This window comes from Microcoleus sp. Pol7_B2, assembly GCF_036701035.1.
In the GTDB taxonomy this organism is placed as follows: domain Bacteria; phylum Cyanobacteriota; class Cyanobacteriia; order Cyanobacteriales; family Microcoleaceae; genus Microcoleus.
In genome coordinates this window covers 1-25,836 of record NZ_JAUBQB010000024.1, presented here as the reverse complement: position 1 = coordinate 25,836, position 25,836 = coordinate 1, and the positions used below count along the sequence as shown (strand labels likewise).

22 protein-coding genes, 1 rRNA gene and 1 pseudogene are annotated in these 25,836 nt (G+C 45.9%); 14 read left to right on the top strand and 10 right to left on the bottom strand.

Annotated features, from left to right (window positions below; translation table 11 throughout):
- Positions 1–38: 38 nt before the first annotated feature.
- The 3 genes and pseudogenes from QUA57_RS11960 to folD all read right to left on the bottom strand — a co-directional run.
- A pseudogene (locus tag QUA57_RS11960) lies at positions 39–206 on the bottom strand (bifunctional 5,10-methylene-tetrahydrofolate dehydrogenase/5,10-methylene-tetrahydrofolate cyclohydrolase); the annotation flags it as partial.
- 296 nt (positions 207–502) lie between these two features.
- Positions 503–1,264 (bottom strand): calcium-binding protein, encoded by a 762-nt coding sequence (locus QUA57_RS11955; protein WP_333061112.1) that lies wholly within the window; start codon positions 1,262–1,264, stop codon positions 503–505.
- A gap of 73 nt (positions 1,265–1,337) precedes the next feature.
- Complete coding sequence (folD, locus tag QUA57_RS11950) at positions 1,338–2,216, bottom strand: bifunctional methylenetetrahydrofolate dehydrogenase/methenyltetrahydrofolate cyclohydrolase FolD (RefSeq protein ID WP_333061111.1); 879 nt, start codon at positions 2,214–2,216, stop codon at positions 1,338–1,340.
- A gap of 144 nt (positions 2,217–2,360) precedes the next feature.
- On the opposite strand from folD, the gene QUA57_RS11945 reads away from it, so the two are divergent.
- Both QUA57_RS11945 and QUA57_RS11940 read left to right on the top strand, forming a co-directional pair.
- Positions 2,361–2,786 (top strand): DNA-binding protein, encoded by a 426-nt coding sequence (locus QUA57_RS11945; RefSeq protein WP_333061110.1) that lies wholly within the window; start codon positions 2,361–2,363, stop codon positions 2,784–2,786.
- Between the two features lie 304 nt (positions 2,787–3,090).
- On the top strand, positions 3,091–3,513 hold the full coding sequence (locus QUA57_RS11940) for an NUDIX hydrolase (RefSeq protein ID WP_333042406.1): 423 nt from the start codon (positions 3,091–3,093) through the stop codon (positions 3,511–3,513).
- 97 nt (positions 3,514–3,610) lie between these two features.
- Here QUA57_RS11940 and QUA57_RS11935 read toward each other — a convergent pair whose 3' ends face one another.
- Positions 3,611–4,159, bottom strand: coding sequence for a LeuD/DmdB family oxidoreductase small subunit (locus tag QUA57_RS11935; RefSeq protein ID WP_333042404.1), 549 nt, complete (start codon positions 4,157–4,159; stop codon positions 3,611–3,613).
- 178 nt (positions 4,160–4,337) lie between these two features.
- Between QUA57_RS11935 and QUA57_RS11930 the strand changes: the two genes are divergently transcribed.
- The 5 genes from QUA57_RS11930 (at position 4,338) to QUA57_RS11910 (ending at position 12,606) form a co-directional block, all read left to right on the top strand.
- Positions 4,338–5,213 (top strand): hypothetical protein, encoded by an 876-nt coding sequence (locus QUA57_RS11930; RefSeq protein WP_333061109.1) that lies wholly within the window; start codon positions 4,338–4,340, stop codon positions 5,211–5,213.
- Positions 5,214–5,742: 529 nt separating this feature from the next.
- On the top strand, positions 5,743–7,968 hold the full coding sequence (locus QUA57_RS11925; protein ID WP_333061108.1) for an ATP-binding protein: 2,226 nt from the start codon (positions 5,743–5,745) through the stop codon (positions 7,966–7,968).
- A 441-nt stretch (positions 7,969–8,409) separates the two neighbouring features.
- Positions 8,410–10,089: an AarF/ABC1/UbiB kinase family protein gene (locus tag QUA57_RS11920; protein ID WP_333061152.1), complete on the top strand. Its 1,680-nt coding sequence runs from the start codon at positions 8,410–8,412 to the stop codon at positions 10,087–10,089.
- Positions 10,090–10,313: 224 nt separating this feature from the next.
- The gene (galT, locus tag QUA57_RS11915) at positions 10,314–11,399 is read left to right on the top strand and encodes a galactose-1-phosphate uridylyltransferase (protein WP_333061107.1); all 1,086 of its coding nucleotides are present in this window, start codon (positions 10,314–10,316) and stop codon (positions 11,397–11,399) included.
- A gap of 94 nt (positions 11,400–11,493) precedes the next feature.
- On the top strand, positions 11,494–12,606 hold the full coding sequence (locus QUA57_RS11910; protein WP_333061106.1) for a M24 family metallopeptidase: 1,113 nt from the start codon (positions 11,494–11,496) through the stop codon (positions 12,604–12,606).
- Between the two features lie 279 nt (positions 12,607–12,885).
- Here the strand turns inward: QUA57_RS11910 and QUA57_RS11905 are convergent, their stop codons facing one another.
- The 4 genes from QUA57_RS11905 to QUA57_RS11890 all read right to left on the bottom strand — a co-directional run bounded on the left by QUA57_RS11905 (position 12,886) and on the right by QUA57_RS11890 (position 17,440).
- Positions 12,886–13,137 (bottom strand): TIGR02450 family Trp-rich protein, encoded by a 252-nt coding sequence (locus QUA57_RS11905; protein WP_242725377.1) that lies wholly within the window; start codon positions 13,135–13,137, stop codon positions 12,886–12,888.
- Between the two features lie 759 nt (positions 13,138–13,896).
- Complete coding sequence (locus tag QUA57_RS11900) at positions 13,897–14,121, bottom strand: hypothetical protein (protein ID WP_333042394.1); 225 nt, start codon at positions 14,119–14,121, stop codon at positions 13,897–13,899.
- A gap of 565 nt (positions 14,122–14,686) precedes the next feature.
- Positions 14,687–14,842, bottom strand: coding sequence for a hypothetical protein (locus QUA57_RS11895; RefSeq protein ID WP_333061104.1), 156 nt, complete (start codon positions 14,840–14,842; stop codon positions 14,687–14,689).
- Between the two features lie 765 nt (positions 14,843–15,607).
- Positions 15,608–17,440 carry a caspase family protein gene (locus QUA57_RS11890; RefSeq protein ID WP_333061103.1) on the bottom strand — a complete coding sequence of 611 codons (1,833 nt, stop codon included), beginning with the start codon at positions 17,438–17,440 and terminating at the stop codon, positions 15,608–15,610.
- A 282-nt stretch (positions 17,441–17,722) separates the two neighbouring features.
- Between QUA57_RS11890 and QUA57_RS11885 the strand changes: the two genes are divergently transcribed.
- The 5 genes from QUA57_RS11885 to QUA57_RS11865 all read left to right on the top strand — a co-directional run bounded on the left by QUA57_RS11885 (position 17,723) and on the right by QUA57_RS11865 (position 21,544).
- Positions 17,723–18,424 carry a V4R domain-containing protein gene (locus QUA57_RS11885; RefSeq protein WP_333042387.1) on the top strand — a complete coding sequence of 234 codons (702 nt, stop codon included), beginning with the start codon at positions 17,723–17,725 and terminating at the stop codon, positions 18,422–18,424.
- 94 nt (positions 18,425–18,518) lie between these two features.
- On the top strand, positions 18,519–18,785 hold the full coding sequence (locus tag QUA57_RS11880) for a hypothetical protein (RefSeq protein WP_333042386.1): 267 nt from the start codon (positions 18,519–18,521) through the stop codon (positions 18,783–18,785).
- Positions 18,786–18,955: 170 nt separating this feature from the next.
- Positions 18,956–19,426 (top strand): phycobilisome protein, encoded by a 471-nt coding sequence (locus QUA57_RS11875; RefSeq protein WP_333061101.1) that lies wholly within the window; start codon positions 18,956–18,958, stop codon positions 19,424–19,426.
- A 50-nt stretch (positions 19,427–19,476) separates the two neighbouring features.
- The gene (locus QUA57_RS11870; RefSeq protein WP_333061099.1) at positions 19,477–20,139 is read left to right on the top strand and encodes a V4R domain-containing protein; all 663 of its coding nucleotides are present in this window, start codon (positions 19,477–19,479) and stop codon (positions 20,137–20,139) included.
- Between the two features lie 238 nt (positions 20,140–20,377).
- Positions 20,378–21,544, top strand: a complete 1,167-nt coding sequence (locus tag QUA57_RS11865; RefSeq protein WP_333042381.1) for a pentapeptide repeat-containing protein — start codon at positions 20,378–20,380, stop codon at positions 21,542–21,544.
- Between the two features lie 17 nt (positions 21,545–21,561).
- On the opposite strand, the gene QUA57_RS11860 is transcribed toward QUA57_RS11865, so the two are convergent.
- A complete protein-coding gene (locus QUA57_RS11860; RefSeq protein ID WP_333061097.1) occupies positions 21,562–22,032 on the bottom strand; it encodes a phycobilisome protein in 471 nt (156 codons plus the stop codon).
- A 38-nt stretch (positions 22,033–22,070) separates the two neighbouring features.
- Entirely contained in the window at positions 22,071–22,553 is a 483-nt protein-coding gene (locus QUA57_RS11855; protein WP_333042379.1) for a 2Fe-2S iron-sulfur cluster-binding protein, read from the bottom strand.
- Positions 22,554–23,052: 499 nt separating this feature from the next.
- Between QUA57_RS11855 and QUA57_RS11850 the strand changes: the two genes are divergently transcribed.
- Entirely contained in the window at positions 23,053–24,990 is a 1,938-nt protein-coding gene (locus QUA57_RS11850) for a serine/threonine-protein kinase (protein ID WP_333061096.1), read from the top strand.
- A 770-nt stretch (positions 24,991–25,760) separates the two neighbouring features.
- Positions 25,761–25,836: ribosomal RNA gene (locus QUA57_RS11845) — 16S ribosomal RNA — on the top strand; the annotation flags it as partial.

Below are 25,836 nucleotides of genomic sequence, written 5' to 3'. Positions count from 1 at the left end.
CTACTTGAGCCAATACTGGCTCACAAGTTGGTCATAATTCAATTAGAACCGTATTCAATATAACTCGAAACGGTATTTTCCAAAAGCATATCAACAGTCACCGGCCCGATTCCTCCCGGCAGCGGGGTGATAAATTCGGCTACTGTTTTAACAGCATTAAAATCAACATCTGGGGCCAAACGACTCGTAGCGTCTGGATTGACAACGCCGAAGTCGCGTTGGTGCTATCTTGAATTCCTCACGCTAAATCTTAGTGATTAGTGATTTCGATCCGAGACTGAAATCGCTACTACACCAACTTTCGTCCGCCTACGCTGACTCAAAGAGTAAATAATTTTACAAGACTTACGCTGCATAGTCAATTTTTACACTACCCATAGTAGTAAGGTGCGAAATACCCACCCTACTACTAGCATTTCTGCGTAAGTTATGTAAATATCAGGAGTTAATTTGTGGCTAACAATATGATAAGTTTGTCAGGTCACCACTGATTGTCCTGAATTTAGAAACTCTGAACGGAAACAATCCTGGTTTGTAGTTCATTAGGCGTTACATTGTCTACAAAACCTAAAATCGCGTTAGAATTCCTGACTCTGATTACAGTTCCTGAAACAACTCCGCTAATTTCGCTGAGAAAAACTGGAGGAACCAATAATTGTAACGCTTGCGACACATCGAGCCTATATTTGAATGTCACATTGTCTACCCGCTCCAACACTATATCATTCACCGTTAAGCCACTCGCTAATCCAATGCGATCAACATCAGGATCAAAATTTGTTATCGCATCACTAGAATTGATATCTGTCGTAGCAGGATCTATTCCCAGAACGCATAAATTATTGCCCCTGCCACAAATTAAGTAGTCTCTGCCCAAGCCGCCAACCAGAGTGTTATTCCCCTCTTGACCGTCTAACAGATCATTGCCTCTACCCCCAAATAAAATATCATCGCCTGCTCTTCCATAAATCAAATCAGCATCTAGACCACCACTGAGGCAGTCATTCCCCTCATGTCCATACAGGCCATCTTTTCCTTTTCCCCCAAATACTGAATCGTTGCCTACAAAACCTCTGAGAACATCTTCTCCTTCATTTCCCAGGATTAACTCGCTAGCCTCTGAGCCATCTACTGTATCGTCGCCATCGAGCGCCCAAGCTCCTAAAGAGAAGTTGGTTAGAGCTTCAGGAGAAAGTTGAATGAATTCCGAGGTGTTGTCGCCAATTAAGCGCAATGTCTCTGATGGATCGGGTTTTAAAGCCATAGCTAAAATCTTTGTGTGTTGGTAGATTACTAACCCTACTTGAGCCAATACTGGCTTACAAGTTGGCCCCAATTCAATTAGAACCGTATTCCATATAACTCGAAACGGTATTTTCCAAAAGCATAGCAACAGTCATCGGCCCGATTCCTCCCGGCACCGGCGTGATAAATTCGGCTACTGTTTTAACAGCATTAAAATCAACATCTCCGGCCAAACGACTCGTACCGTCTGAATTGACAACGCGGTTAATACCGACATCAATTACTACTGATCCAGGTTTGACCATATTAGCTGTAATCATTTCTGTGCGGCCGACTGCGGCTATTAAAATATCGGCTTGATTGGTAATCGATTCTAGGTTTTGCGATCGCGAATGAGCTACAGTAACAGTACAATCGGCTTCTAATAGCATCAGCGCCATCGGTTTACCTACCAAAATACTGCGGCCCAAAACAACGGCGTTTTTTCCTTTCAAATCAATCTGGTATTCTTGCAATAACCGCATCACTCCGGCGGGAGTACAACTCCGCAAACCTTCCTCCCCACGCACGAGACGGCCTAAATTTACAGGGTGAAGTCCGTCAGCATCTTTATGGGGAGCAATTTGATACAGCAGGGAAATTGCATCTAAGTGTTCTGGTAGCGGTAATTGAACTAAAATGCCATCTACTCGATCGTCCTCGTTGAGTGCACGAATTGCAAGTTCTAGTTCGGCTTGAGTAGCATTTGCGGGGTAATGCTTGCCGAAGGAAGCTATGCCAACTTTAGCGCAGGCTCGCTCTTTATTGCGAACATAGGCTGCGCTAGCTGGGTTGTCGCCCACCATCAGCACCGCAAGTCCGGGAGGACGCCCCTTTTGAGGTTGTAAGGCGCGGACTCGATCGCTCAGCTCGGTTTGAATCTTTGTCGCTAAAGCTTTGCCATCTAGTATTTGAGCAGTTTTGGCATCCATTGTAGACTCTGGGTTAGGGGCTGACGATTTTAGATTTTAGCTTAATCCCCGTCAAGGACTACACTAGAGAAATTTCTTACTTGCGATCGATTCTTGGGATTCTGTTAAAGTAAGTCGTATCTCAAATCTCAAATCAGTTGACCAATGACTACTGCAATTAAGCAAGTTTGGGTTCAAAGATTCTGTACCAGCTCTTTATCGCTAATCCTCGCCAGCGGTTTTTTCAGTTGCGGCAATTTACCCATGTCTCAACTTAATCTTGGCTTTAATGTGGCTAGCATTGGCGACGTTCAACAAAAGCGGCAAGTGGATGCTGAAGTTTATCTTCGGGGGAAGGTAGAAAATCGCGCTCCGTTTGTGGGGAATGCGGCTTATCAACTTCAAGACGGTACGGGTACGATTTGGGTTTTAACTAACCAAGTTTTGCCCCAGCTTGGCGATGAAGTCTTGCTGAAGGGAGAAGTCCGCTACAAGAGTATTACTCTGAAGGAATTGGCCGGAAAGGATTTAGGTGAAGTTTATGTTGAGGAAATGGAACAATTAAAGCGCACTCCAGCGGCAAATAAATAAAAATACCAATATGCTAATTTGTTTCAAGGATTAAGTACGTCCATTTCATAAAAATCAAAATTTTGTACTTGCGCCCAAGCGAGGTGGGTATGTTTATTTGTGGTGAATTTTTATAGACGATAATATCGCAGTCGGGGCGGGTTTATCGGCTCTTTTGTTTATATTACAGATTAGGGTAAACCTGCCCCGACTACACCACATTCTCCTCTTTTTCCTCGATAACTTCTTTCCTTTTCCTTCTATACTCAATATCCAGCGGTTAAATCCGTCAAATCCCATACATTGCTTGTGACCGAACTTTTTTATGACTAAACTTCACGTTGCGATCGCGATTTTGTACCAAGACGGCAAGTTTCTCTGTCAGTTGCGAGACGATATTCCTCACATCAGGTATCCCGGACAGTGGGCTTTGTTTGGCGGACACTTGGAACCGGGGGAAACGCCGGAAGTTGCTCTAGTGCGGGAATTATCAGAGGAAATTGGCTATGCTCCTCCAAGTATTTCTTTTTTCTGTTCCGATGTCGAAAAAGATGTGGTTCGCCACGTTTTCCACGGACAACTTAGTGCGGATGTCAAGGATTTAGTTTTGCTTGAAGGTTGGGATATGAAGTTGTTGACACCCGATCAGATTCGGGCCGGCAAATGCTTTTCTGAGCAGTCAGGAGATGTGCGACCTTTTGGGATTGCTCACCAACGTATTTTGTTAAATTTTATTGACTCGATTTGATAAAATTGGCACCCACCCTACATTGCATGGGTTTGAGCAGGGAGATACTCGTAAGGTGCGCCCGGGCGTGCACCCTACATTGCAGGGGGTTTAACTGTTAAGAGCGAGCAGCAATCATCCCCGTTTGGCGCGCGTAGTCAAACAACCCTCCGGCATCTATTACCGGGCCTACTTCTCCTAAAGGTTTGAGCGAGAAAGTTCGATCGAGAGTGTGGTTGACAATTACCTCTGCTGTAAAATCGATCGTCACTTCTTGCCCCGTTACAAACAAGTCGCAGAGCCGCTCGACTGATTCGATCGGGTACAATTCGCCAGTAGCCGAGCAATTGCGAAAGAAAATGCGTGCGTAAGACAAAGCCACCACTGCTGTGACGCCGGCGGCCCCCAGAGCGATCGGAGCGTGCTCCCGCGAAGAACCGCAGCCAAAATTTTCGCCCGCTATTATAATCGGATACCGGGTTTTCTGTTCACCGGATTCGATAAACTTACCGTAGCGATCGGGCAACCCAATCATCGCGTAACTGCCTAGTTTCTCGTACTCATCCGGCTTCGAGGGAACCAGGGTCAGGTATTCGGCAGGGATAATTTGATCTGTATCGATGTTGTCGTCTACAACAAAAATTTGACCGCTAATTACTTTACCCATAGTTTATTTCCTGTTAGCCTCGCTCGATGCTGTGGTGATAATTTTAAGTGGATCGGTATGCAAGATTTGCATCTGTTTATTTTAACCTGGCAGTGTCAGTGATAACCTGTATGAGTAAAAATTAGATCCGAGACTTTGGGTTAACAATTAACAGATTGCTAAGCGTCAAGATAGTTTTATGGCAAATCCAATAGATGACATTGCTCGACAAGCTCGCGAGGGCTCGGTTGCATCGATTATTCAAATCCTTAATGACGAACTGGCACAGATAGGGGTCAGGGCCCGAGCTGTGTTTGCAGACGGGGTGCTGCAACTGCTGTGCGAAGCTGCAACCCCCCAACTCCTCGAAGAGTCTAGTTTGGTCGATCGAGTCCGAGACATTTTGGAACGCATTTCGCCCCGCAATATTCGCCGAGTTAACATCAACAGCCGGCTTGTTCGAGAACACCAACTGCTGTGGCTGGAAGAAATTAGTCGCGATCCGGATAATCAACTGTTGTGGTCTCAAGAAATTAAACTCCGAAAGCCGAATTTGTTCAAGCGTTTAGCCACCGCCCATCACGAACGCCAAGCTTTCTCCGGCAAGCGGGCTTTGCCGAGAATGGCTATACCTCGATCGATGCAGCAACCGCGGCAATTTCAGCGCGGTATCGTCGGCGGCATCAGCTTGACCGTGCTGTTGCTTGCAGCAGTGGCCGCCATCCACAAAGGACTTAATTCCCAAGTGCCAAACAGCACACAAGCCAGTTCCCAAGCAGTTGCCAGTGCCCCTTCCTCGGAGGCAAAACCTGCTTTGAAAATTTCTAAAGAGACTGTTAATTCTGCAGTTGACTCTTTTGCCAAAGCAGTGCGAGTAGCCGAACAAGCAGCCACCCAGGGCAAAACCGCTCAATCTCGCCAGGATTGGTTAGTCGTAGCTGCTAAGTGGCAGCAAGCTTCCGATTTGATGGCCGCCGTGCCTTCCAAGCATCCCCGCTACACAACGGCTCAGAACCGGACGGCACTTTACCGCCAAAATAGCGATAAAGCCCAACAGGAAGCACAAAATAAGTAAGCAGGTAAGTCTGATAAATTTAACCCTAGAGTTCGCCGCGCTGCTCTAGGTGTTGTGAAAAATGAGTTTTTGAGCAAAAACTCGAAAACTCTTAGCTATGTTATGAGTGATAATTTGGGGATTTTGAATTTTTGCTATCGGCGTTACTCGATCGGCGGATTTGTATCACAATAAAAATTTGTTAGGATCACAAACTTAAATAGGAAACATCACACAGTAAGAAGAGGGGTGTCACTAAGCGGTCTCTAGAAAAGCTTCATACTACTAATAACCGTCAAAATTAGCGGGAATGCGATTGATAATCATTCGGTAAAGGATGGTAAAGTTCATCCCTTACAGATCCAAGGCTAAAAAACAGGAAAATAGAACTCGGTCTGATCTGGGTATATTTTTACATATCGAGCGACCCGCCGACCGGCTGCACAAACACAGAAAGCAGGCTCATAACGGTCAAGCCGACAGTTATGGATAGGTTCTAGATTGGCAGCGGGACCCGGCTCAAACATCTTAGAATAAAGGCTTGGTTGCCATGATCGATCGCCAGGGAAATCAAGACTTTACTTTGATCGACCGATCGCCGTCAGAGTCTTGCACTTTGCATTTACCCCAAATCGCAGAACCAGTCTCAGTCCCAAAATTTCTGGATCGTCTTATGCAGTTCCAGGTCGATCCTGCCCTTATCGGGCCACAAATTTTCCAAATTCTCGCGACCAGCTTTGATCGAGAAATCCTGCTGATGCAAATAGCCAATACTTTGGGGGTTGCATGGGGGGCAGATTTCTGTATGGTTACTGCTGTGGTTGACAAAAAAGTAGTACATCCGAATGCTTACTGGCAAAATAGCAGCGATTTCCCCTCTGTTGTCGGTGTTGCGGATTCCACTGAAACACCAGAACACCCCCAAACTACAGGATTAAAACCGCCTAGCAGATCACTCGAACACCCCGCTTGGGCAAACGTGCTAGCAGACGGCGAGATAGTGGCGATATCTGACTCTCTTGATATTCCGGCAGCTTCGTCGCTCAATTCCCCTGTGACACCGCTGCCTTTTCGGGCAATTTTGGCAGGGCCTGCGCGATTTGGAGGGGCTGTAAATGGCATGATGATTGTTGGTAAGTCGCAACCTCACGAGTGGTCGGTAGCCGATCGGCAGCGCCTTGAAGCAGCATCAGACGCGATCGGCAGCGCGATTTCTCACCTTCAAAAAACTCAAGAAATTGCCAGCTTAAACGAACAGTTACAGCGACAAGCTAAATACAAAAATCTACTCAGGTCAGTTGCTGCCTCGATCCACACAAATTCAGAAGTCGATCGAATATTGCAGCAAGTTATTGAAAATACCGTCGATATTCTGGAAGTAGATATAGGCCAAATCCTGCTATTGAAATATACAGATCCTCTATTTACAACTCGCTCCCCCAATAAAACTCCCAAAGCGAAAGTCGAATTAGTTTGTGAATCAGTTGTAAAAAAAGAGCCAAACAAACAGCCAATAGCACAAACCGCGATCGGCAAAAAAAGCTCATCATCCAAAACAAAAAACAAGGATAAAACTGCTAATTATAAATCCAATATCCCCAACTCAAAACCAACTAACTCTCCAGCTTTTTGGCTGTCAGAATCTAATTTGTGCCACCAAGCATTCCACAGCGCACCTAAACCCCTAGCCCTCGCTGACGCAGGCGCATTAATCGGCCAAGAACAAGAAGCAGCCACAGAAATTTTGAAACTCCAAGGCATTCGCGGCTTGCTGCTGGTTCCCTTCACGGGCGGTAGCTGCCAGGAAAAAGTTTTGGGTTTCTTGGTTTTGCAGCACTCGAAGCCGCGCACTTGGAACCCGGAAGAATTAGAAGTTCTCGAATCAGTCAGCGCTCAAGTGAGCAAGATGATTATCCAAACTCAAACGCTTAAGGAATTGCAAACCGTAGTTTTAGACAGAACCTCTCAGTTGCAGCAAAGTCTCGACGTGCAGGGGAAACTGTACGAACAATCTGCCAATCAGCTAGAGCAAATGCGGAAATTGAAGCTGGTTAAAGACGAGTTTCTCAGCACTCTGAGTCACGAGTTGCGTACCCCTTTAACAATCATGAAACTGGCGATTCTGATGCTCAAACAAGCTGAACTGCCGTCAGCGAGTCGGACTAAGTATCTCGAAATTCTAGAACAGCAGTGTTCTAAGGAAACTGCTCTGGTTAACGATTTGCTGGCCCTCAAGCAGTTTGAGCCTCAACAAGTCCCGATTTCTCTAATCAAAATCGATCTCAACCGTTTATTTCAAGATTTAGTTAGGGATTTTGAAAAACAGTGGGCGGATAAGCAATTGACTCTTAAGGTGGATTTGCCTAAGTTGACCCCTTGCTGGGAAACCGACCCGGACATTCTCAATCGGGTACTGCTGGAGCTGCTGACGAATGCTGGAAAATACTCTGCTTCTGGAACGGCGGTAGTTTTGGAGGCGTCTGAGGCAGCCGGCTATATTGTCCTGAGCATTTCTAATGTCGGGCGCGGCATTTCTGCGGCTGATTTGCCCCACATCTTTGACAAGTTCCGCCGTGGCACTGGCATTACTGACCAAGCTATCGCCGGTACGGGTTTGGGTCTGGCTCTGGTAAAGTGTTTAGTGCAGCACTTGAATGGTACTATTGATGTATCTAGCTGTCCGACAGAAAGTTCAGAATCTGACAATTTGTGGCGCACATCTTTTACTTTGACTCTGCCGCAATTTGCAGCGGAGCTCTGTAATGTAGAAGAATAGTTCGGTTGAGAACCTGCTGGGAATGGGCCGCGAACAGGCGAAACTAGAAGACTTGCCAGAAGAGGGAGATTGGGAAATGTCGTAAACACTACCAAGTCCTCTGTTTTGAATTGTTTGTCTGGTTGCCGTCTAAATTGCCAGTTCTCGATTGCTGATTTTCCCCAGAATTTATATTATGTCTGGTTATTGGCCCGTAATTAGCGCGTGTTTGTAGTGAGTGCGACTGTCCGATATTTATGAATTAATCAGGACTTGCATTACTTACTAGGAACTTAATTATAATTGTATAGTCGGAGATGATATTACGCAGTATAGACCAAAGAAACTGAGTTTTTTAACTGTTTCAAAGGCCTGCAATCCGTCTTTTTGTACAAGCCTGTTTCTGCGTCTTGGATTGTCCCTAAAAATTGTCACGGTGCATGGAATTCGATCGCCAATATTATGCTCACAAAAGCTGCACCTAAAACCCTGCGTTGGCAACGTTCTAAATATTCGCCACTGGCACGGCAAATAGACATTTTTGCAGCGGCGGGAAAGTTTATGTTTTTTTTGTGGTGGGACGCACTGCTGCAAAATAATTCGCCTCATACTAGAAGAATTCGCGCTCATTGGTTGGTCAATACTTTGCTGAATTTAGGCCCGACTTTTATTAAGATCGGTCAGTCTCTATCGACTCGTGCGGATTTGCTGCCGCTGGAGTATGTGAAGGAACTCGAACAGTTACAGGATCGGGTTCCTCAGTTTAGTTCCGAAGAGGCGATCGCTCTTGTAGAATCAGAGTTAGGCAAGGATATTTATGCTTTGTACCGCGATTTTGACCCCTCGCCTCTGGCTGCTGCGAGTCTGGGACAGGTGCACAAAGCAAGGCTGCACACCGGGGAAGATGTGATTGTAAAGGTGCAGCGTCCGGGTTTGGAAAGTTTATTTGATTTGGATGTGAAGGCGGTGCGCCAAGTGATGCGTTTTTGCGATCGCTATTTGCCTGGGACGCGCAAATATGACCTGGAATCTATTTATCACGAGTTTTTTAAGATTTTATATCAAGAAATTGACTACGTGCAAGAAGGTAAAAATTCCGATCGCTTTAGCCATAATTTTCGAGAATATCCTCAAGTTATTGTCCCGAAAGTCTACTGGCAATACACGACTAAAAAAGTGCTGACTCTAGAATACGCACCCGGCATTAAGGTGGACGACCGCATTAGTTTAGAGGCGATAGGAGTGGATATTGTGAAGCTCAATCAACTCGGAATTTGCTGTTATTTAAAACAGTTGTTAATTGACGGCTTTTTTCAAGCTGACCCGCATCCCGGAAATTTGGCGGTGACAGAAGATGGTAGCTTGATTTTTTACGATTTTGGGATGATGGCTGAGGTGAAGTCTCTGGCTAAAGACCAAATGGTCAAGACTTTTTTTGCTGTGATGAGAAAGGATACTGACGAGGTACTCAATACTTTAATTTCGATCGGCTTGGTTGAGCCGATGCCGGATATGATGCCAGTACGCAGGTTAATTGCTTTTCTGTTGGATAAGTTTATTGATAAGCCGATCGACTTTCAAGCTTTTAATGAAATTAAGAACGAACTTTACATCATGTTCGAGCAGCAACCGTTTCGCTTGCCTGCAGAAATGATGTTTATTGTCAAGTCCGTGACGACTCTCGACGGCATAGCTAGAACTCTCGACCCTAACTACAATTTCATAGCATCTGCTCAGCCTTTTGTCAAGAGTATTGCGGTGAGCAAGGGGCGGGGAACTGCGATCGGAGAATTGGCAAGGCAAGCACGAAGTTTTATTACATATAAGTTACGGCAGCCGAGCAAATCGCAAGTTTTTCTCAACCGTTTGGAGCAGCGAATTGAAGAGGGCGAACTGCAAATTAGAGTCCGAAATATCGAGAGCGAAAGAGCCTTGAAACGCATTAATTTAGCCCTGAAAACTCTAATTTTCGCTTGTCTGACTGGTTTTGTGTTTTTGTCGGGTGCAGTGCTGCTAGTGGGCGGATATCAAACGGGGGCGATCGCAGCTTTTGCGGTTTCGGGATTCGGTGGCTTGTTTGTGTTGCGCTCGTTGTTAGATTTGTTGGTTAAGGAAAAGCTCGATCGAATGGTCGATCGATAAATATAGTGGGTAATTGGGAATTGCGATCGTAAGCTGCTACGCATTTAAATTGAATCCAGATCCTGGCTCTCCGGCCCGTTCCACAATAGCAGACGGTAGGCTGACATTGGTACTGCAAACTAAACTTGTCAACATAATTTGCGACTTTAGGTAGGGGCGGATTCTCAAAGCACGAAGTTATACTCCTAGCATATATTAAACGCGATCGCCCGCCCCTACAAAAAATGTACGCCCAAAAATTGCTAAAACCAGACGGCCGCCCACTCACACTCTATAGCCGCTACCCAATCCCAGAAGGTATCGCGGCCGTAAGTCCCAGCAATGAACCCGTAGAGGCAAACCCCCACTTTCGCTGGCATCCTTTGCGGGGTGAATGGGTAGCATACGCCAGCCACCGTCAGGGAAGAACTTTCATGCCGCCGCCGGAATACAACCCGCTGGCAGCTACAATTAACCCTAAGTTTCCGACAGAATTGCCGCCGGGAGATTACGATGTAGCAGTGTTTGACAATCGCTTTCCCTCGATGACTTTGCAAGCAAAAAATGCACCTGTAAATATTGTCGAAACTTTGCCCGCCAAAGGCATTTGCGAAGTCGTTGTTTTCACTCAAGATCCCTTGGCTTCCCTCGGTTCTTTGGAGTTATCTCACTTGGAATTGCTGTTAGAAGTATGGGCCGATCGCACTTCAGTTATCGGTAGCAATCCTGAAATTGAATACGTCTTGCCCTTTGAAAATCGCGGCGTCGAAGTCGGAGTAACTTTGCACCATCCCCACGGTCAAATTTACGCTTATCCCTTCGTGCCACCCGTGCCGGCACGGATGTTAGAATGTCAATCGGTTTACTATCAAAAAAACAGTAGCGGTTTGCTGCAAGATTTGATTCAAAAAGAGATTTCCGACAACCAGCGAATTATTTATTTAGACGAAGAGGCGATCGCCTTTGTCCCCGCTTGTGCTCGCTACCCTTACGAAGTGTGGATTGCCCCGATCGCCCCCGCTGCTACATTTATCGATTTGACGGAAAAACAGCGGCAATCAGTCGCTAAGGCCTTAAAAACAGTCACCCTCAAATACGACGGTTTGTGGCATCGCCCGTTCCCTTATTTGATGGCTTGGTTTCAAGGACCCACAGACGGGAAACCCCATCCAGAAGCGCATTTGCACGCCCAATTTTATCCGCCCTATCGATCGAGCGATCGGCTAAAATACCTCGCAGGAACCGAACTCGCCGCCGGAATGTTTGCCAACGACGCTTTACCCGAAGAAAAAGCTAAAGAATTGCAAGCCGTATCTGTCAATATAAGCTGAAACCCATTTAAATTTTCAAGTAAAGTTTGATGCAATTATTGTGGGGTGGGCGTCCCGCCCTCCCAAAAAATACAATTTATATGCAATAAAGCTAATGATAAACTCATTTAACCCAGAAGTTGAAAGCAAACTCGAATTCATCCGCAAAGCCTTAACCGACACAAAAGCGATCGCCCTTCGCTTGCGAGGTACGGACTGGTTTGCCTGGGCCACAGCCGGCGGTTCCCATACAGTATTGCTAACCGCAGAAACCGGAGTGGCAGAACTTTTAATCACCGCTGAAACAGCTTGGGTTCTCACCGATGAAATCGAAGCTCAACGCTTGCAAGATGAAGAATTGCCAGCCAACTTTCAAATGTACATCTATCCTTGGGCTGATGTTGCACAGCGCGAAGCTTTTGTGAAAGAAATTACTGGTGGCGGTAACGTCATGAGCGATCGGCCCAATTCCCAAGAAACACCAATAATTGAATCTTTACAGTCTCGCAAACAGGCAATGATGTCCAGCGAATTAGAGCGATATCGGCGAGTCGGGCGTTTAGCGAGCGAAGCGATGACAGAGGTACTTTCCGCAGCGAAACCAACATGGACAGAATATCAGCTAGCCGGAGCCGGTGCAGAGGCTTTGTGGGCGAGAGGTTTGCATCCAGCCCTGACATTAGTTGCTGGAGAAAGGCGTTTGCCACTGTACCGCCACGCCACAGCAACCGCCGAACAAATTGGACGACAAGCAATGTTAGTATTTTGCGCTAGGGGATGGGGTTTGTATGCAAATTTAACCAGATTTGTCTGTTTCGATTTTCTTGGGGAAAAGCATTCAGAGTTGCACCGACAAGTCAGAGAAATTGAAGCAGCCGCGCTAAATTTGTGTCGGCCTGGAGTAACGCTGAATGCGGTTTATGATACGCTTAAAAATGCTTATGAAGAGCACGGATATCCTCAAGCAATTGCGGAACACCATCAAGGCGGAACTACCGGATATTTGGCGCGCGAAATTGTGGCGACTCCGGCTACTTCAGATATTTTGGGAGAAAATATGGCTGTGGCTTGGAATCCGAGTTTGTCGGGAGCAAAAATTGAGGATACGTTTGTAATTCACAGCGATGGAACGTTGGAAAATTTGACTTTTGATCCGAATTGGCCGAGTGTAGAAGTAGCGGGAAGGTTGCGCCCTGTGCCGTTGGAAATATGGGACGATCGACCTTAGTCAATTTAAATTATCGCTTTAGTAGAGAAAAAAAGTACACTACCCTACAAAACGCATTAAATTGAGTTCGGATCGCCGTACTTAATGTTTTGTTACATACTTAGGATTTTTCCCACCGACTTACTTAAGCAAAAACGCTGCCACATAAGGGTTTCCAGCACTTCTAGTTATGTAAAAGATTTTTCAAAACCTGCAAAGTCTCACTCCGTATTGGTTTGGATCGGAACTATACCAGCAGGCGGCGGAAGTTCCCCTCACTCTACCCCAGAGTCCTGTCTTTTAGTCTGCAGTTTCTAATTCCTCTAATTCTTGCGTAGACTGCCATCCAGCTTGCCAGAGCGATCGGTCTTTGAGCTGTGCGGCGTTCAGCCAAAAACGTACATTTGGATCGCAAGCCGCCACCATTTCTGCAAATACCCATTTACCTTCGTTTTTTCGGTTAACGACTTGAAAGTGTCGCCACCCCCAAGTTTTTTGGTGTGAAGTCCATCGGGAACCAACTAAATAAGGAAATTTTTGTTTTTTGCTCACAGTATTTTTGTAGAAAAATATATTAGAAAGCAAGTGAATTGTAATATAGCCATCCTAAATCCTTTGTGTAATTCTTGTAGGGGCAAACCCCCCGTGGTTGCCCCCATGAGGCAGGGGTAGGCAAAGAAAGGCCCTATCCCTACATCTTTGTACGACTCCTGCAAGGGTTGCTATAACTCGTTCTGTTTGATGATATTAATTCCCTATTAAAGCTCGTCAAATCCTCTCTCCCTCTCCCCTTCTCTCGAACATACCAGATAATCTAGAGCCGCTGCTGCTTACATAAGAGTTCACCTAAACTCTATCTGCAAGTAGATGCGTTTATTGTAACTTGCAGCAGTTTCTCGTCGGGGTTCAAAAGTAAGGGCAGTTCAATGACTGCCCCTGTAATTAGTTATACCTATTGAATAGGATAGTTTTTCAGGCGATCCACAAATAGCAAATTTATCCAGTACCAGCTAAATGGTGAATCTCAAATCTAAAAGCAAATAACCCAGGTTATAGTTGTGCAGAATAATCCCTTCTGTGAAACTTACTCAAATCTACTTTTAGAGCAGGTTTGACGTTCACTTCCTGCTTCTACCAAAGCGGTCGGCCGCTTCTTGTCCACAGGCGTGTTTTCGAGCCCAACTTTCCCTACAAACATTTTTTCAATCTTAATCGTGTTTCATTGATCCTGTACAGCTCAAGAAAAACGCACTTTTAGGTAAGATTGACTAATTTCTTTGATTCTGTCGCTACGTCTTGATTACTTCCCTGTTAAGGCTTTTGGCCCGATAAGTCCAGAGGAAGTTGGGGAAGCCGGAGGCGAACCGCATTTGTTTGCAGCCAGAGAGTGATGGCGTGCTTCCGTTGCGGAGTCACGTACTCTCCTGGTCGGATCACGCCAGCACAGACGCCGATGTTTTTCATAAGGGTTTCTCGCTCCGATGAACTTGCACCCTGTAGCAACCTGACTTGGGCTTTGATAAAATCCACGTTCATAGCTGAAAGTAAAAGTAAGTAAAGAACTCAGTTAAATAGCGATGCTTTGCTTCCGATTGTAACTCTAAAACCACTTGGTATGAATCAAATTGATTCAACATCCCCAGGATGGGGATCGGCGCGTCTAGAGCTAGCCAACTTTATTTACTTTATCTGTTTTTGCTAACAAAAGTGTCACTATGCTAGCAGTTTTGGCAGAATTATTTATAGTTAAGAACTGTTACAAATTTGGCTCGATTTCCACAATACGGCAGAGTTTAGTGCTAACACTACTTTCCTGAACTCAAAAAGTTCAGGAAAGTCTCCAACGCCTTGCCTTCCTAGGTTTTACACTCCGCGATTGGGAAGCGATCGCTCCGGGAACATTCCTCTTCGATCGCCCCTCTTAACACCCGGACACCGCCACCTCACCCTATTGATTTAGATCGTCTCGTAGACTTGGCTGTGAACTATAACTTCAGGCATACGTGTTGTTACCGGGGCTACAATAAGCGACCAAGTTTTTATTCTTGTTTCTCAAGGAAATATTTTTTGGCTTTTTTTGCAAAGCCCTTATTTGTGTTAATTAAGGCAGCTTTGTGATCTCCGGGCAAACGAAGACTCGCAGCTTGAAAATCCAGATATTTTGTGCTGTGTGGCGGTGCATCTGTTTCCTGAATTCGTTGGGGGCGATCGCTCCTCCGCGAGAATTGCCAGTAACGGCTAATTTTGTATAATTCATAACAGATGGATACCTGCTAATAATTTTAAAACAGCACAAGTTTAAACAGTTTTCGAGCCCTCGATCGCTCCTAATAGCCCACAAAGAGAGATAAAAACATTAACTCTGCATACCCAATTTTTAAGGCGATTTTGCCTTGGTCATTTGCCTTATATAGGAATTCACTATAGCCAAATTTGCTTGTCACTTAAGTTAAAGTTAACTATAAGTTAAGCTGATAAGCCTACAGAATAAAATAGAAAGATCAACTTTTTTAATTGGTTTTAAAATTAACTAACTTAGGGTATTTGTTTTTTGACAAACTAAATTATACCTATATTTATTTTTTTAAAAAACTCATTTTTGACGGTGCAGGTGCCGATTTAGGGAACTTTGGACGTGAATTTAAAATATTAATTAACAGGGGTTGCACAATTTGAGGCATTGTGGGGAATAGGGTTAGGCGTCCCGCCTGCTTTGAAAATACACGTCTTCGGACTCATGGGCTGATCACAAAAAAGATTAAAATCCTCCCGCTATTATGCAACCCCCATTAACCAGCTCATACGAGATATTTCACTCTACAAAACAAACCGACCAGGCAACATATAAAATCCCCTCCCGCAGAAGCTGGGAGGGGAAATGGTGAATAAAATTATTGGTTTGAAATTATCGATATGTAGGTCTCTTTTTGCAGTATCAAGAGGTATCGATCAAGCTCACGACCGATGTTGGTCAGTCGCTAAGATAATTTCTCGGTGGGAAACCGAGAAATTATCAACTAAATCAACCTTTTTTCGGGCGTTGCAGCTTAGTTTTCCAATTGGCGATCTCCTTCTGAGCAGGCTGATAACTCTTAGTACCCGACGGCACCAGCGAAGCAGCTTCAACTGCCTCTTTCAGCTTTCCTTGAGAGCCGCGCAACTGAGCAATTTTGAGAATACTTTCGCTCCACTGTCCAATTAACTGTTGAGCTTCTTCATACTTCGGCTGACCGGGTTCAATTTTATTAGCTTGTTGGATGCCTTTACTGTAAGAAGAGGCAACCCCCCGCTTAATTTGACCCTTAGCAGCCGATAGCAAAGCAGCATTTACATCCTGGTCTTTGGATAGCTCCTCCCACTGAGCGATCGCCTGTTTCGACTGATTGTAAACAGGCTGATTGACATCAGGCATCAATTTAGCAGCCCCGATCGCCCCCTGGAAATCGCCCCGAGCAGCCCGCCCGTTAGCTATATCCAAAATTGTCAAACTCCAGCGCTCAATATCTTGCTGAGCCTGGGGGTAGAGCGGATCGCTAGCCGGAATCGTTCGAGCCTTAACCACTGCTTTATTAAAACTAGAAGCCGAACCATCCTTGAGGAAAGTTTTCGCCTCAGCCCACACCTGCTGGCTCGATGGTGGCTGCTTGGTTCCAGTCCCTGCTTGCACCGCCCGCGGTTGGTTCTGCGACCCCCCAGTACCAGTAAATTTTTTAGATCCAGAGTTTTGGGCATTTTCAGCAGGCGATCGAGGATCTCCTTCTTGCTGACCAATAAAAATGGATTTGTTCGTCACAAAAACACCCAACAGCAACACCAAAGCCGTAGCAGAACTCCATAAAACTAGCTGCTGCAAAAATGACTTATCCGACCCCCCGTTATGCTCATCCTCCGGCTTTTGCAAGTTCGGTCGATCGCCTCCCCCATCAGCAGCGGCCACAGCATTTGGCTGCGACACAGGCGGCTTCTCAACAGGCGAATCCTGAGCGTTGCGAACTGCCGGAGGCAGATCCATTCGAGCCGTGGCCGTCGCCATTTGCGGGCGATCGAACCCATCAGCCGTACCAACCGTCATATTGCCGTTGCGTCCGGCCAACGCAGCAGTTGGTACCCCTGAAGCATCCGGCAAAATCACCAAATTAGCCTTTCCCGGAGGATTCACCACCATCAAAGGTTCTTGTTTCGGACGCAAATGGTGGTCACACAGCTCCGGCAGTCGATCGCTCAAAAAACGGTCTAAACCCTTAATGGTCGTGCACTGTCCCGAGCGTAGCCCCTCCAAAAGCGCCGTCGTAAAAAACCCCTGACGCAAAGCCGAAGTTTCCCGCGAAACTTGATTCGGGCGGCAAGAAAGCACCGTTGGGATTTCCAGTTCCCGTGCCAGCTCGACCGTTTGAGAGCCGATGGTTTCCCCCGCTTTCACAATCTGGCTGCGGTTCATATCAACCAGCACCAATACCGTTTCCGTAGGAGCGTTTTTCAGAGTATTCAACAGCAACTCTACCGGAATCCCCGTACCCTGAATGTCAGCCGGATTGCCGTCAACAGGCATCAAATAATCCTTACCTTCATAGCTGACACCGTAGCCGCTAAAAAAACACCAGAGTAAATCTCCTTGTTGCACGTGTTCCGCGCAGAGGCTTTGGGTCAATCTCAGAATATTTTCCCGATTTGGATATGTAGATTGACCCCACAGCGACGGCGAGCTATCGGTCATCAGCAGACATCCATCCGGCGCAAAACCCGCCTCCTCAGTCAAAAAACCGTACAGGGCCTCTGCATCCTCTTGGGCATAACTCAAAGGCTGGAGTAACTGATATTGATTGATGCCTATTGCAATACAAGCGTGATTTTTCATCCCCATATGCCCTATATATATAGTGGACAGCTTGCACAAAACGATAACACATAGCCGTTTAAGGTTATACCCACTTTCGTCACCACTCACAGAGCAGTTGTCCGAAGGCAGAACTCCCAACAAGCCCCCTAATTTACCATCTTAGAATTTTTAATTTTTATATTGCAGTGAAAAATTATACCCTGTGCCTGCCTTTAGAAAAATAAAGTTAAATTGGATACACAGGCCACTCTATTTGACTCTAATTTTCACCAAACTACACCAAAAAGGAATAACCCGCCAATGGTCTCTACCGCCAAAAAAGAAATCTCCCCCCACAGCGAATCGCTACTGAAGAAAAATCATCCTAAAACTCACAGCCACTATAGGTTTCAGGATTTTTTTGCCTTCGATCGCCAGATGGGTACAATTGACGACTGGAATGAGTCGCGTAACATTTTTACCAGCGAAGACTTCATTATCGGTTTAGTGGAGGGACTCGAAGAAGAAGTCGGCCCCGCGTCCTCTGTCATCATGTATACTATTGGTTGCCAGTGGGGACTCCAAGATTCCGAATTTTTTCAAAAATGGTTTAGTGCCGAATACAGCCAGAACATTCGCCAGTCAAATCTCATGTTTCTGCTAGAAACTTGGTGGTGGCCTTTCACGGCTCAAGGTTGGGGTCGCTGGGAAGTGGACATGAGCGATCGCAAACACGGCTGCATCTTCATCAACCTCTTTGACTCAGCAGTTGCTCGCACATTGGGAGACGTAGGCAAACCGGTTTGCCACTTATACGCCGGTTTGTTCGCCGGTTTCTTCGGCTCTTTAGTCAAAAAGCCTCTGAGCTGCATAGAACTCCAATGTTACTCAATGGGAGAAACCTATTGCAAGTTCCTGCTTGGCAACCCAGATAAAATTGATGCAGCAGCATTCTGGCTCAACGAAGGTGCCAACGCCCGCGATATTCAAAATCGACTGCAACACGGTGAAATATTGCGGTAAACAACCTGGAAAGGCACATCCCCTGCCCTGCCTTTCCTCCCACCAATTTCGCGATCGAAAGTGCGATGGTGGATTTCTCCAGGCAGGAAGAAAGATGAAAAGTCAAACTTCATGGTTGGACCAATCTGTCCAAGAATTCTTTGGTCACTATAATTGGCTGGGAAAATCTTTAGAAACCCCAAATGGCTCGACCCCCGGTCAACTTCTGAGTTTAACCCAGCCAGTAGCAGACTTTTTTCAAGCTATTTCTTGGGAAGGAATTCCGGAAGTAGGTGCCCTACCCCTACCGCCACCCTTGCCAGTAATTTCTATTTCTGAACAAGCCGAAGTCACCATTGATGACCTATTCGACCTGTTTTAATCTGTGTAGGCAATAAAAAATGAAAAATAGGGCCATCCCTCATCCCTTTTCCCTCACCCCTCTTTCCTCATCCTTCAAAATCCATTAGTTAAATCCGTTAAATCCCGTACATTGCTCGTTGCCGAACTTCCTTCCTTTTATCAATTACCGATTACCACTTAATTAAAATCATGCACCCTGAGATTGAGGCGCTGCTGGATCAGGCCGAAAACCGCTTTTTAAAAGGCGAAGAACTCATAGCTTTTAAGCGTCAAGCTGTAACCCTTGTCCAGCGCTTAAAAATTTACGAATTTTTGCGAGAGAAGGAAGCAAGCATCTTCCAACCAGTAGCCAACAAGCTACAAGAAACGTTCCCCGACGAAAAACAAGAAACCTTAGAACGATCGCTCAAACACTGGGTGTTAGTCTTGCGGTACTGCGCTATGGCTATGCTGCTGAACGATCGAAATTTTCTCGAACAGCGCCTTGTAGACTGGCTTTCCGGCATAGTCGCAGCCCACCAAACTCAAAAAATCGAAGCCACTGTTTGCAATCTGCTGCAAACTCGTTTAAAAGAATTGCTTTCCGAGCAAGCCCGGGCTATATTGCAACCATTTTTTGACCAAGCACAGTCAATTATTATTGACCAAGGTAATAAATAATCCGCTTTATTTCCAATTTCCAATTCCCGATTCCCAATTCCCAATTCCCGATGATTAATATTGCCGACTTACTCAAACAGCCCCGACTCCCTGGAAACTACTTTGCCAGCGATGCCTACGTCCGAGGCGACCTCGAACTCGGCCTCCTCGAAAACCGCCGGGGTGATCGGCTCTTAGCACTCCCAGAAACACTGATTCAAGCCATTTATATTGGCTTAGAACAAGAAACAGGTCAAGCCTCCCGCCTCGTGCTTTTCAACTGCGGTCGCTGGTGGGGTAAAAACTTCTACGTGCGTTTTTGCGAAGAAGTCAGCGAATACTACGGTCAGCCAGTTTCTGAAATGGAAATGGTAGAATTTCTTCAGTCCTTACAGCAGTGTTGGAAAACTCATGGATGGGGAACATTTGAGTTTGACCCCAGCTATTCCGAACATGGATTTTTAATAGTAAAAATTGCTAACTCTCTTTTTGCTAAAACAGCTCCCAAATCTAAGCGACCAGCCTGTTTTTTAGAAGCAGGTATTTTAAGTTCGTTCTTTAGTCAGCTTACGGGTCGAGAACTTCACTGCCTGCAAACATCCTGCGAATCATTGGGTTCGGACTGCAACCGCTTTATTTTAGGGCTGCGCGAGCGCCTCCTACCTGCAGATTCTATGGTCGAAGAAGGAAAAGACCATGAAGCTATTCTCAGTCAACTTTTCCAGAAAAATTGACTTGTTTGACAGCTATTACTTTGTTAATAGCTGTCAAATCATTTTTTTGTAGCCATATTATCCCCCGTCTCATCAAAACTGTGAGTTAAATTATAAAAAAGCTCCTAAGTCAAAAAATCAGGTTTTAGCAATTTAAATAAAATCTGATTATAACTAGCAGCTAGAAAATTCATAACTTACTCTAGAAATTCATAAAATTTAAAAGCAATCAAAACCTCAAACATTTTGCTAGAACTTAATGGACGCCAATGAACTTCTAACTCGATATGCAGCCGGCGAAAGAGATTTTAGACTGGCAAATCTGCGCGGCATTGTGTTGAGTCCGATCGATTTATACCGTTCCAGCGATGCCCCAACTCTTATTTTGGCAAACCTCAACCAACACCAGCAACGACCCTACTTAATCGGTGCTAACCTCAGCGGGGCCGACCTCACCAAAGCCCATCTGAGCCGAGCCAATCTCAGCAAAGCTGACCTCAGCGGAGCCAATCTCACCGGCGCCAACCTCATGGCAGCCAGTCTGAGTGGAGCCAATCTCCTCGAAGCCAATCTCACCGGCGCCAACCTAGCCGGATCTCATCTGAATTGGGCAAACCTGACCGGAGCAATTCTTCCCAATGCTAATCTCATAGGTGCAGATATGAGCGCCGCTAACCTCACCAAAGCCGTTCTCACTGAGGCAAATCTCAGTAAAGCCTATCTGATTAAAGCCAATCTCAACGGGGCCAACTTCAAAGATGCTTACTTAAGTCTAGCGAGTCTGAAAGAGGCAGACTTGACCGAAGCACAGCTCACCGGAGCAGAATTATCCAAAGCCAACCTAGCCGGAGCCAACTTAACCCGTGCTAACCTCAGCAAAGCCAACCTGTTGAAAGCTAATCTCAGACGAGCTAACCTCACTCAAGCCTATTTAAACGGCGCCTGCTTGATCGGATCAGACCTTAGCGAAGCTTGCTTGGATAGAGCCAATTTGTGCAAAGCAGACCTCAGCAAAACCTATCTGAGAAACATTACTTTGAATGGCAGCCACTTAAGTGGTATTAACCTCAGCGGGGCAGACCTCAGCGGTGTAGACTTGAGCCGCAAACTTTTAACTGGAATTAATATGGCAGAGGCATTGTTGAACGAAGCCAACTTGAGCGGTGCTTATCTGATGGAAGCTAACTTGAGCGGGGCTAACCTCAGCAAAGCCAACTTGAGTCTAGCCTACCTGCTCAATGCCGACCTTTCTAATTCTTGCCTGCATGAAATTAACTTGAGCAAAGCTAACCTGAGTAAAGCCAACTTGCAGAAAGCTGACTTGACAGGAGCCAACCTCCGGGGAGCCATTCTCACTGAGGCGGATTTAACAGGAGCGAATTTGATTGGAGCCACTCTTCCTAACGGCACAGTTTATCGGCGTTAACTTCTCAATCGCCTTGATTATTTGCCGAGTAAAGTGCGGTTGATGTCGAGAATCGGAAAAAATAGGTTCCTTTCTTCCACCGTGAGATATTGTTTAAGGACCTTTTTCATCACATCGTAGGTCACGGTCGCACTATTTCTAACTTGAACAGCGCCTAAAATAGTTTGCAACCAAAGTAGTAGCCGATCGCGCAACCGTTGAGTATCATTAATCAACAGTGCTGCCGCTGAATGCCTCAACACCCGCACAATATCTCCACGGCACTTTTCAGTCATATCGTTAGCCCCGCGCCGAAATAAACTAGGGTCTAGAGACAGCATTTGTGCTTCCACTTGCCGCATAATGTCTGTTTCAGAGGCTTGAATTTTTTTATAAGCACTCATCCGGTGATTCAAAGACTGAAAGTAGTCTTTCAAAAATTGGAGTTCTTCTGCACTGGCGTAGCGTCCGTCTGTTTCCGTGCTCAAACGCGCAAGTTGGCTCAACATACATTTTTCTCTACTACTAAAATACAAAGATATCAGTTTTAAGCTTCTTTAGTCCGAACTAAATACTGTCCTACTTGAAAGCGCGTTTCATTAAGCTGTGTAACGATAGAACGAGTAATTAACTTTCCCGATTCTACAACTACTTGACCTGTAATTGGGTGTAATAAATCTTGCTGGGCCCGGCGGCCTATCAGAGCTTCGACATTTTCAATAGCATTAATGTACATCCCCGCAGGCAACTGTACAACCACACCCTCGCCCATAATTTGAGCCTGACAAGCAAGTCGCGAATTGGCTCTAGCCGTAGTAATGACTTCCAACGTCCTTCTCTCGCGGCGGTTCATGTCCGACAAGCCTTCCATGCCTTCTTTAATGTAAACATGGCAGGTAGCGCACATTCCCCGTCCCCCGCATTCCTTGAGAACGTCTAAGTCTTTGGAAAGTAAGGCAGACAGGATATTTGATCGGGTTTCGACTGCTATTTCCTCCGCAATTGGATCTAGTTTAATAATTTTAACCATATTGATGTTTGCTCCTGTCAAGTTCAGTATTTAGCAAGTTACGATCAACTTATTTAAAGCGCAAAAAAATTTGGCTAACACTCAAAAAGGTTAAGATGCCTTGACGACAGCATCGGCTTCTGGCTCTCTAACCCCTAGGGCATAACCGCACTTCTGTTTTGGTCATATCACTGTACCCTCGCCCCGATTCCCCAGCTTAGCCTTGAAAAGCTAAAACCTTAGATACTTTCTGCATGGCATTGAAAAAACTGTAATAGTCGCGATCGACTAAAATAGCAGCCACAGGTAGTTCCAGATCTGGCACCCGAATCCGGCAAGATTTATAGTCCCGAAACTCAAGGATTTTAATAGGTGCGACTGTGCGATCGCTCTCAAGGAGGCTGAGAATGAACCTGAGATAACATAGGCTGTACCTGGCGAGCGATTCAAAAATTTGAATTTTTGTCAGAATTATTTACATATTTTAATACTAGCTCAAGCTTTTTCTATAATTAGACCGATGCAACATTCTAAGTACCGCATTTTAGGGCTAGTCGGACAAGGACAATTTGGTCGAGTCTTTTGTGCCAGCGTTCGAGAAGCTCCCGCCCAGGACTCCCGCCTCACCAGCCAACTGGTTGCTCTCAAAGAACTTAGTCATCAGAAAGCCCCAACTAGCGAATTCTTGCGAGAGCTGTGGTTTCTGATCACCTTGCAGCACCCCAATATTGTTACCTGCCGAGCTCTAGAACACACAGCTACAGGCAGGTACTTGGTGATGGACTACTGCGAGGGAGGAACCCTCCGCAACCTGCTCAAACAAGAGCGCCCCTTGCGTCTGCTCGAAGGTTTACAGCTAGTCATGGAAGTTTTAGCCGGCTTAGACTACGCCCACCGCCGAGGCGTAGTTCACTGCGACATCAAACCCGAAAATATCCTCCTAACTTTAGGAGCAAAAGGTTGGTCGCCCCGGCTTTCTGACTTTGGCATCGCGCGTCGGCTGCCAGAAATTGGTACCACTCGCCTCCACCAAGAACTTTCTCCCGACGCTACCGTAGGTTCCCCCGCTTACATGGCCCCTGAGCGGTTTTACGGTCTTTTTTCCCCGATGTCAGATATATATGCAGTAGGAATTCTGCTATTTGAATTGCTAATGGGCTACCGCCCTTTTGGGGGAACCCCCGGAGACTTGAGGTGGGCGCACCTGAATCAACGCTTGCAATTTCCCGACGCCATCCCCGAACCTTTGCAAGCAATAGTCAAAAAATCTTTAGAAAAGCTGCCAGCCCGCCGCTTTGCCAGTGCTTCGCAAATGGCTCAAGCTTTGCGACTGATCATGTACGACCCCGCTGTCAGACAATTGGGCGACTGCATTATTCCCTGGGAAAATCCCACAACCAGTGGTGATAAAAGTCTGAAGTCGGAAAGTGACTCTTTGCTGGAAGTTGAAGAGGAAAAAGCATCACAGTCGGCTATTAATTTACTTCGGACTGTGCGCTATTCGCTTTCGCAGCCAAAGCCACTGATACTTCCTGCACCGTTGACCGCTTTAATTGCCACTGAAACGTATCTCTATGCTGCTGTAGGTACAGAGGTGAAGGTTTTGTCTCAGCCGGGAAAACAGCTATTTACAGGAGAAATGTCTATTTCTATTTCATTAATGCCGGAAATCGTGCGCGGCATTTTACCTGTTTCCAACGGCTGTTGCGTTCTCACTCCGCAAAAACTTTACTGGCTCAATGAGCACTCTTGGGAGCCTCAATGTTTGCTGGATATGGGTTGGAGGCAAGGTCCAGATCCTTTAAAAGCTGCTGTAGACTCTCATGGCAACTGGTTGACAGTAGCGGTTCCCGGCGAACTGCGTTTTTATTCTTTAGCGGGAAACAGCAGTGCGGGTGATCGGGAAAAAGCCCTGAAGCTGATCGCTACTGTGCCGTTACCAGAACACTATTTACCAGAATTAATTTTTTTGGATCGGCGACACGTTTTAGCAGTTTGGCCCGACAACGAACCAAAAAATCCCCAAACTATTTTTAGAGTTTACACTCGCCGCGGCACGCCGGTGGGTTCTGTGCGGTTGTCGGCCAGCGTGGGACAGATGCTGTTGACACCTGAGCCTTATACTTTGCTGGGAATTCCTCAAGGTGGTAAAGCGGCGGTGCTGTTGATGAAATTGTGGCCGTTCAAGGTAGCGCGAATTCCTCTTGAAACTTTGCCCGTGTCTGCTTGTGTCGCTAATTGGGGATGGGTGTTGGCAGATGTTGGGGGGCAGATAGAAGTGGTAAACAGTCAAGGGATTCAAGTAGGAAGTTTTAGCAGCCCTGCCTCACCCCGGGCGATAGCTCCTTGGGGGAATAGAGGTTTGGTGATTGCTGTCAATACTGAGGAAGAGAGTCACTTGCACTTTTTAGATGTAGATGTTGAGGAGACCAACTCGCGCTCGCTTATCAAAGGCTGATAACTGCGGTAACTGAAGGAGTTTGGGGGTGTAATTCAGGAGAGTGTATTTGCGGGCGATCGATTCCTGGGAGTTTGATCAGGGTTAGAGTACCGTGTCGTGTCAACTTCTGGATTTTGAATCAGAGGAATTGTTAAGGGCGATCGGCTCAATCTAAGACCTAAACGTCGCTCAGTAAAGTTCCATAAATGCAGACACTACTTAAATATATATGACTCATGCACCAGCCTGCTTCTGTCATTCTAACCCCATGATGCAGCCTCACACCTTACACTCTAACCTTGCCTTAGCTCTAGTCCCAGTAAGCCCCATCATATTGAACCACTGAGTTCTTCTACCCATGGGCGGGAAATAGTCCAGCCAAAAGCCGTATTTTGGCCCAAAAAAAGACCCCTTCCCGAAAAGAGGAGTCAGCCAGGGGATAGCGGAGCAGGCCATAAGAGCCGAAACCCTTGGTATGTATAGGTTCAAAAAAAACTCAAAAATATTTTCACAAAACGCTTGACAACCCCTTGCCAAATAAGTATATTAATAAAGCGCCAGAAGGGAAGCGGTTCACTGAACCACAACCGGAAGGTAAAAAACTGAACCTAGAAAAAAGAATAGTTTGAAAGCTTAAAGCACTATTAACCTCGTCAAAAAAATCAAGATAGAGAGTAAAAGCATCGCTAATACTCAATATCGCAAACAACGAGAAAAAAGTCAAGGGAAAAAAACCAGCCTTCTGGGCTAGCGTGGAAATAGCTTGACTAAAGCCAAAAGAACTCAACAACACGGAGAGTTTGATCCTGGCTCAGGATGAACGCTGGCGGTCTGCTTAACACATGCAAGTCGAACGGAGTAGAA

Bases quoted from the DNA above. Each gene is read 5' to 3' on its own strand.
- QUA57_RS11955 (WP_333061112.1), bottom strand. From the start codon at position 1,264: ATGGCTTTAAAACCCGATCCATCAGAGACATTGCGCTTAATTGGCGAC.
- folD (WP_333061111.1), bottom strand. From the start codon at position 2,216: ATGGATGCCAAAACTGCTCAAATACTAGATGGCAAAGCTTTAGCGACA.
- QUA57_RS11945 (WP_333061110.1), top strand. From the start codon at position 2,361: ATGACTACTGCAATTAAGCAAGTTTGGGTTCAAAGATTCTGTACCAGC.
- QUA57_RS11940 (WP_333042406.1), top strand. From the start codon at position 3,091: ATGACTAAACTTCACGTTGCGATCGCGATTTTGTACCAAGACGGCAAG.
- QUA57_RS11935 (WP_333042404.1), bottom strand. From the start codon at position 4,159: ATGGGTAAAGTAATTAGCGGTCAAATTTTTGTTGTAGACGACAACATC.
- QUA57_RS11930 (WP_333061109.1), top strand. From the start codon at position 4,338: ATGGCAAATCCAATAGATGACATTGCTCGACAAGCTCGCGAGGGCTCG.
- QUA57_RS11925 (WP_333061108.1), top strand. From the start codon at position 5,743: ATGATCGATCGCCAGGGAAATCAAGACTTTACTTTGATCGACCGATCG.
- QUA57_RS11920 (WP_333061152.1), top strand. From the start codon at position 8,410: ATGCTCACAAAAGCTGCACCTAAAACCCTGCGTTGGCAACGTTCTAAA.
- galT (WP_333061107.1), top strand. From the start codon at position 10,314: ATGTACGCCCAAAAATTGCTAAAACCAGACGGCCGCCCACTCACACTC.
- QUA57_RS11910 (WP_333061106.1), top strand. From the start codon at position 11,494: ATGATAAACTCATTTAACCCAGAAGTTGAAAGCAAACTCGAATTCATC.
- QUA57_RS11900 (WP_333042394.1), bottom strand. From the start codon at position 14,121: ATGAACGTGGATTTTATCAAAGCCCAAGTCAGGTTGCTACAGGGTGCA.
- QUA57_RS11895 (WP_333061104.1), bottom strand. From the start codon at position 14,842: ATGAATTATACAAAATTAGCCGTTACTGGCAATTCTCGCGGAGGAGCG.
- QUA57_RS11890 (WP_333061103.1), bottom strand. From the start codon at position 17,440: ATGAAAAATCACGCTTGTATTGCAATAGGCATCAATCAATATCAGTTA.
- QUA57_RS11885 (WP_333042387.1), top strand. From the start codon at position 17,723: ATGGTCTCTACCGCCAAAAAAGAAATCTCCCCCCACAGCGAATCGCTA.
- QUA57_RS11880 (WP_333042386.1), top strand. From the start codon at position 18,519: ATGAAAAGTCAAACTTCATGGTTGGACCAATCTGTCCAAGAATTCTTT.
- QUA57_RS11875 (WP_333061101.1), top strand. From the start codon at position 18,956: ATGCACCCTGAGATTGAGGCGCTGCTGGATCAGGCCGAAAACCGCTTT.
- QUA57_RS11870 (WP_333061099.1), top strand. From the start codon at position 19,477: ATGATTAATATTGCCGACTTACTCAAACAGCCCCGACTCCCTGGAAAC.
- QUA57_RS11865 (WP_333042381.1), top strand. From the start codon at position 20,378: ATGGACGCCAATGAACTTCTAACTCGATATGCAGCCGGCGAAAGAGAT.
- QUA57_RS11860 (WP_333061097.1), bottom strand. From the start codon at position 22,032: ATGTTGAGCCAACTTGCGCGTTTGAGCACGGAAACAGACGGACGCTAC.
- QUA57_RS11855 (WP_333042379.1), bottom strand. From the start codon at position 22,553: ATGGTTAAAATTATTAAACTAGATCCAATTGCGGAGGAAATAGCAGTC.
- QUA57_RS11850 (WP_333061096.1), top strand. From the start codon at position 23,053: ATGCAACATTCTAAGTACCGCATTTTAGGGCTAGTCGGACAAGGACAA.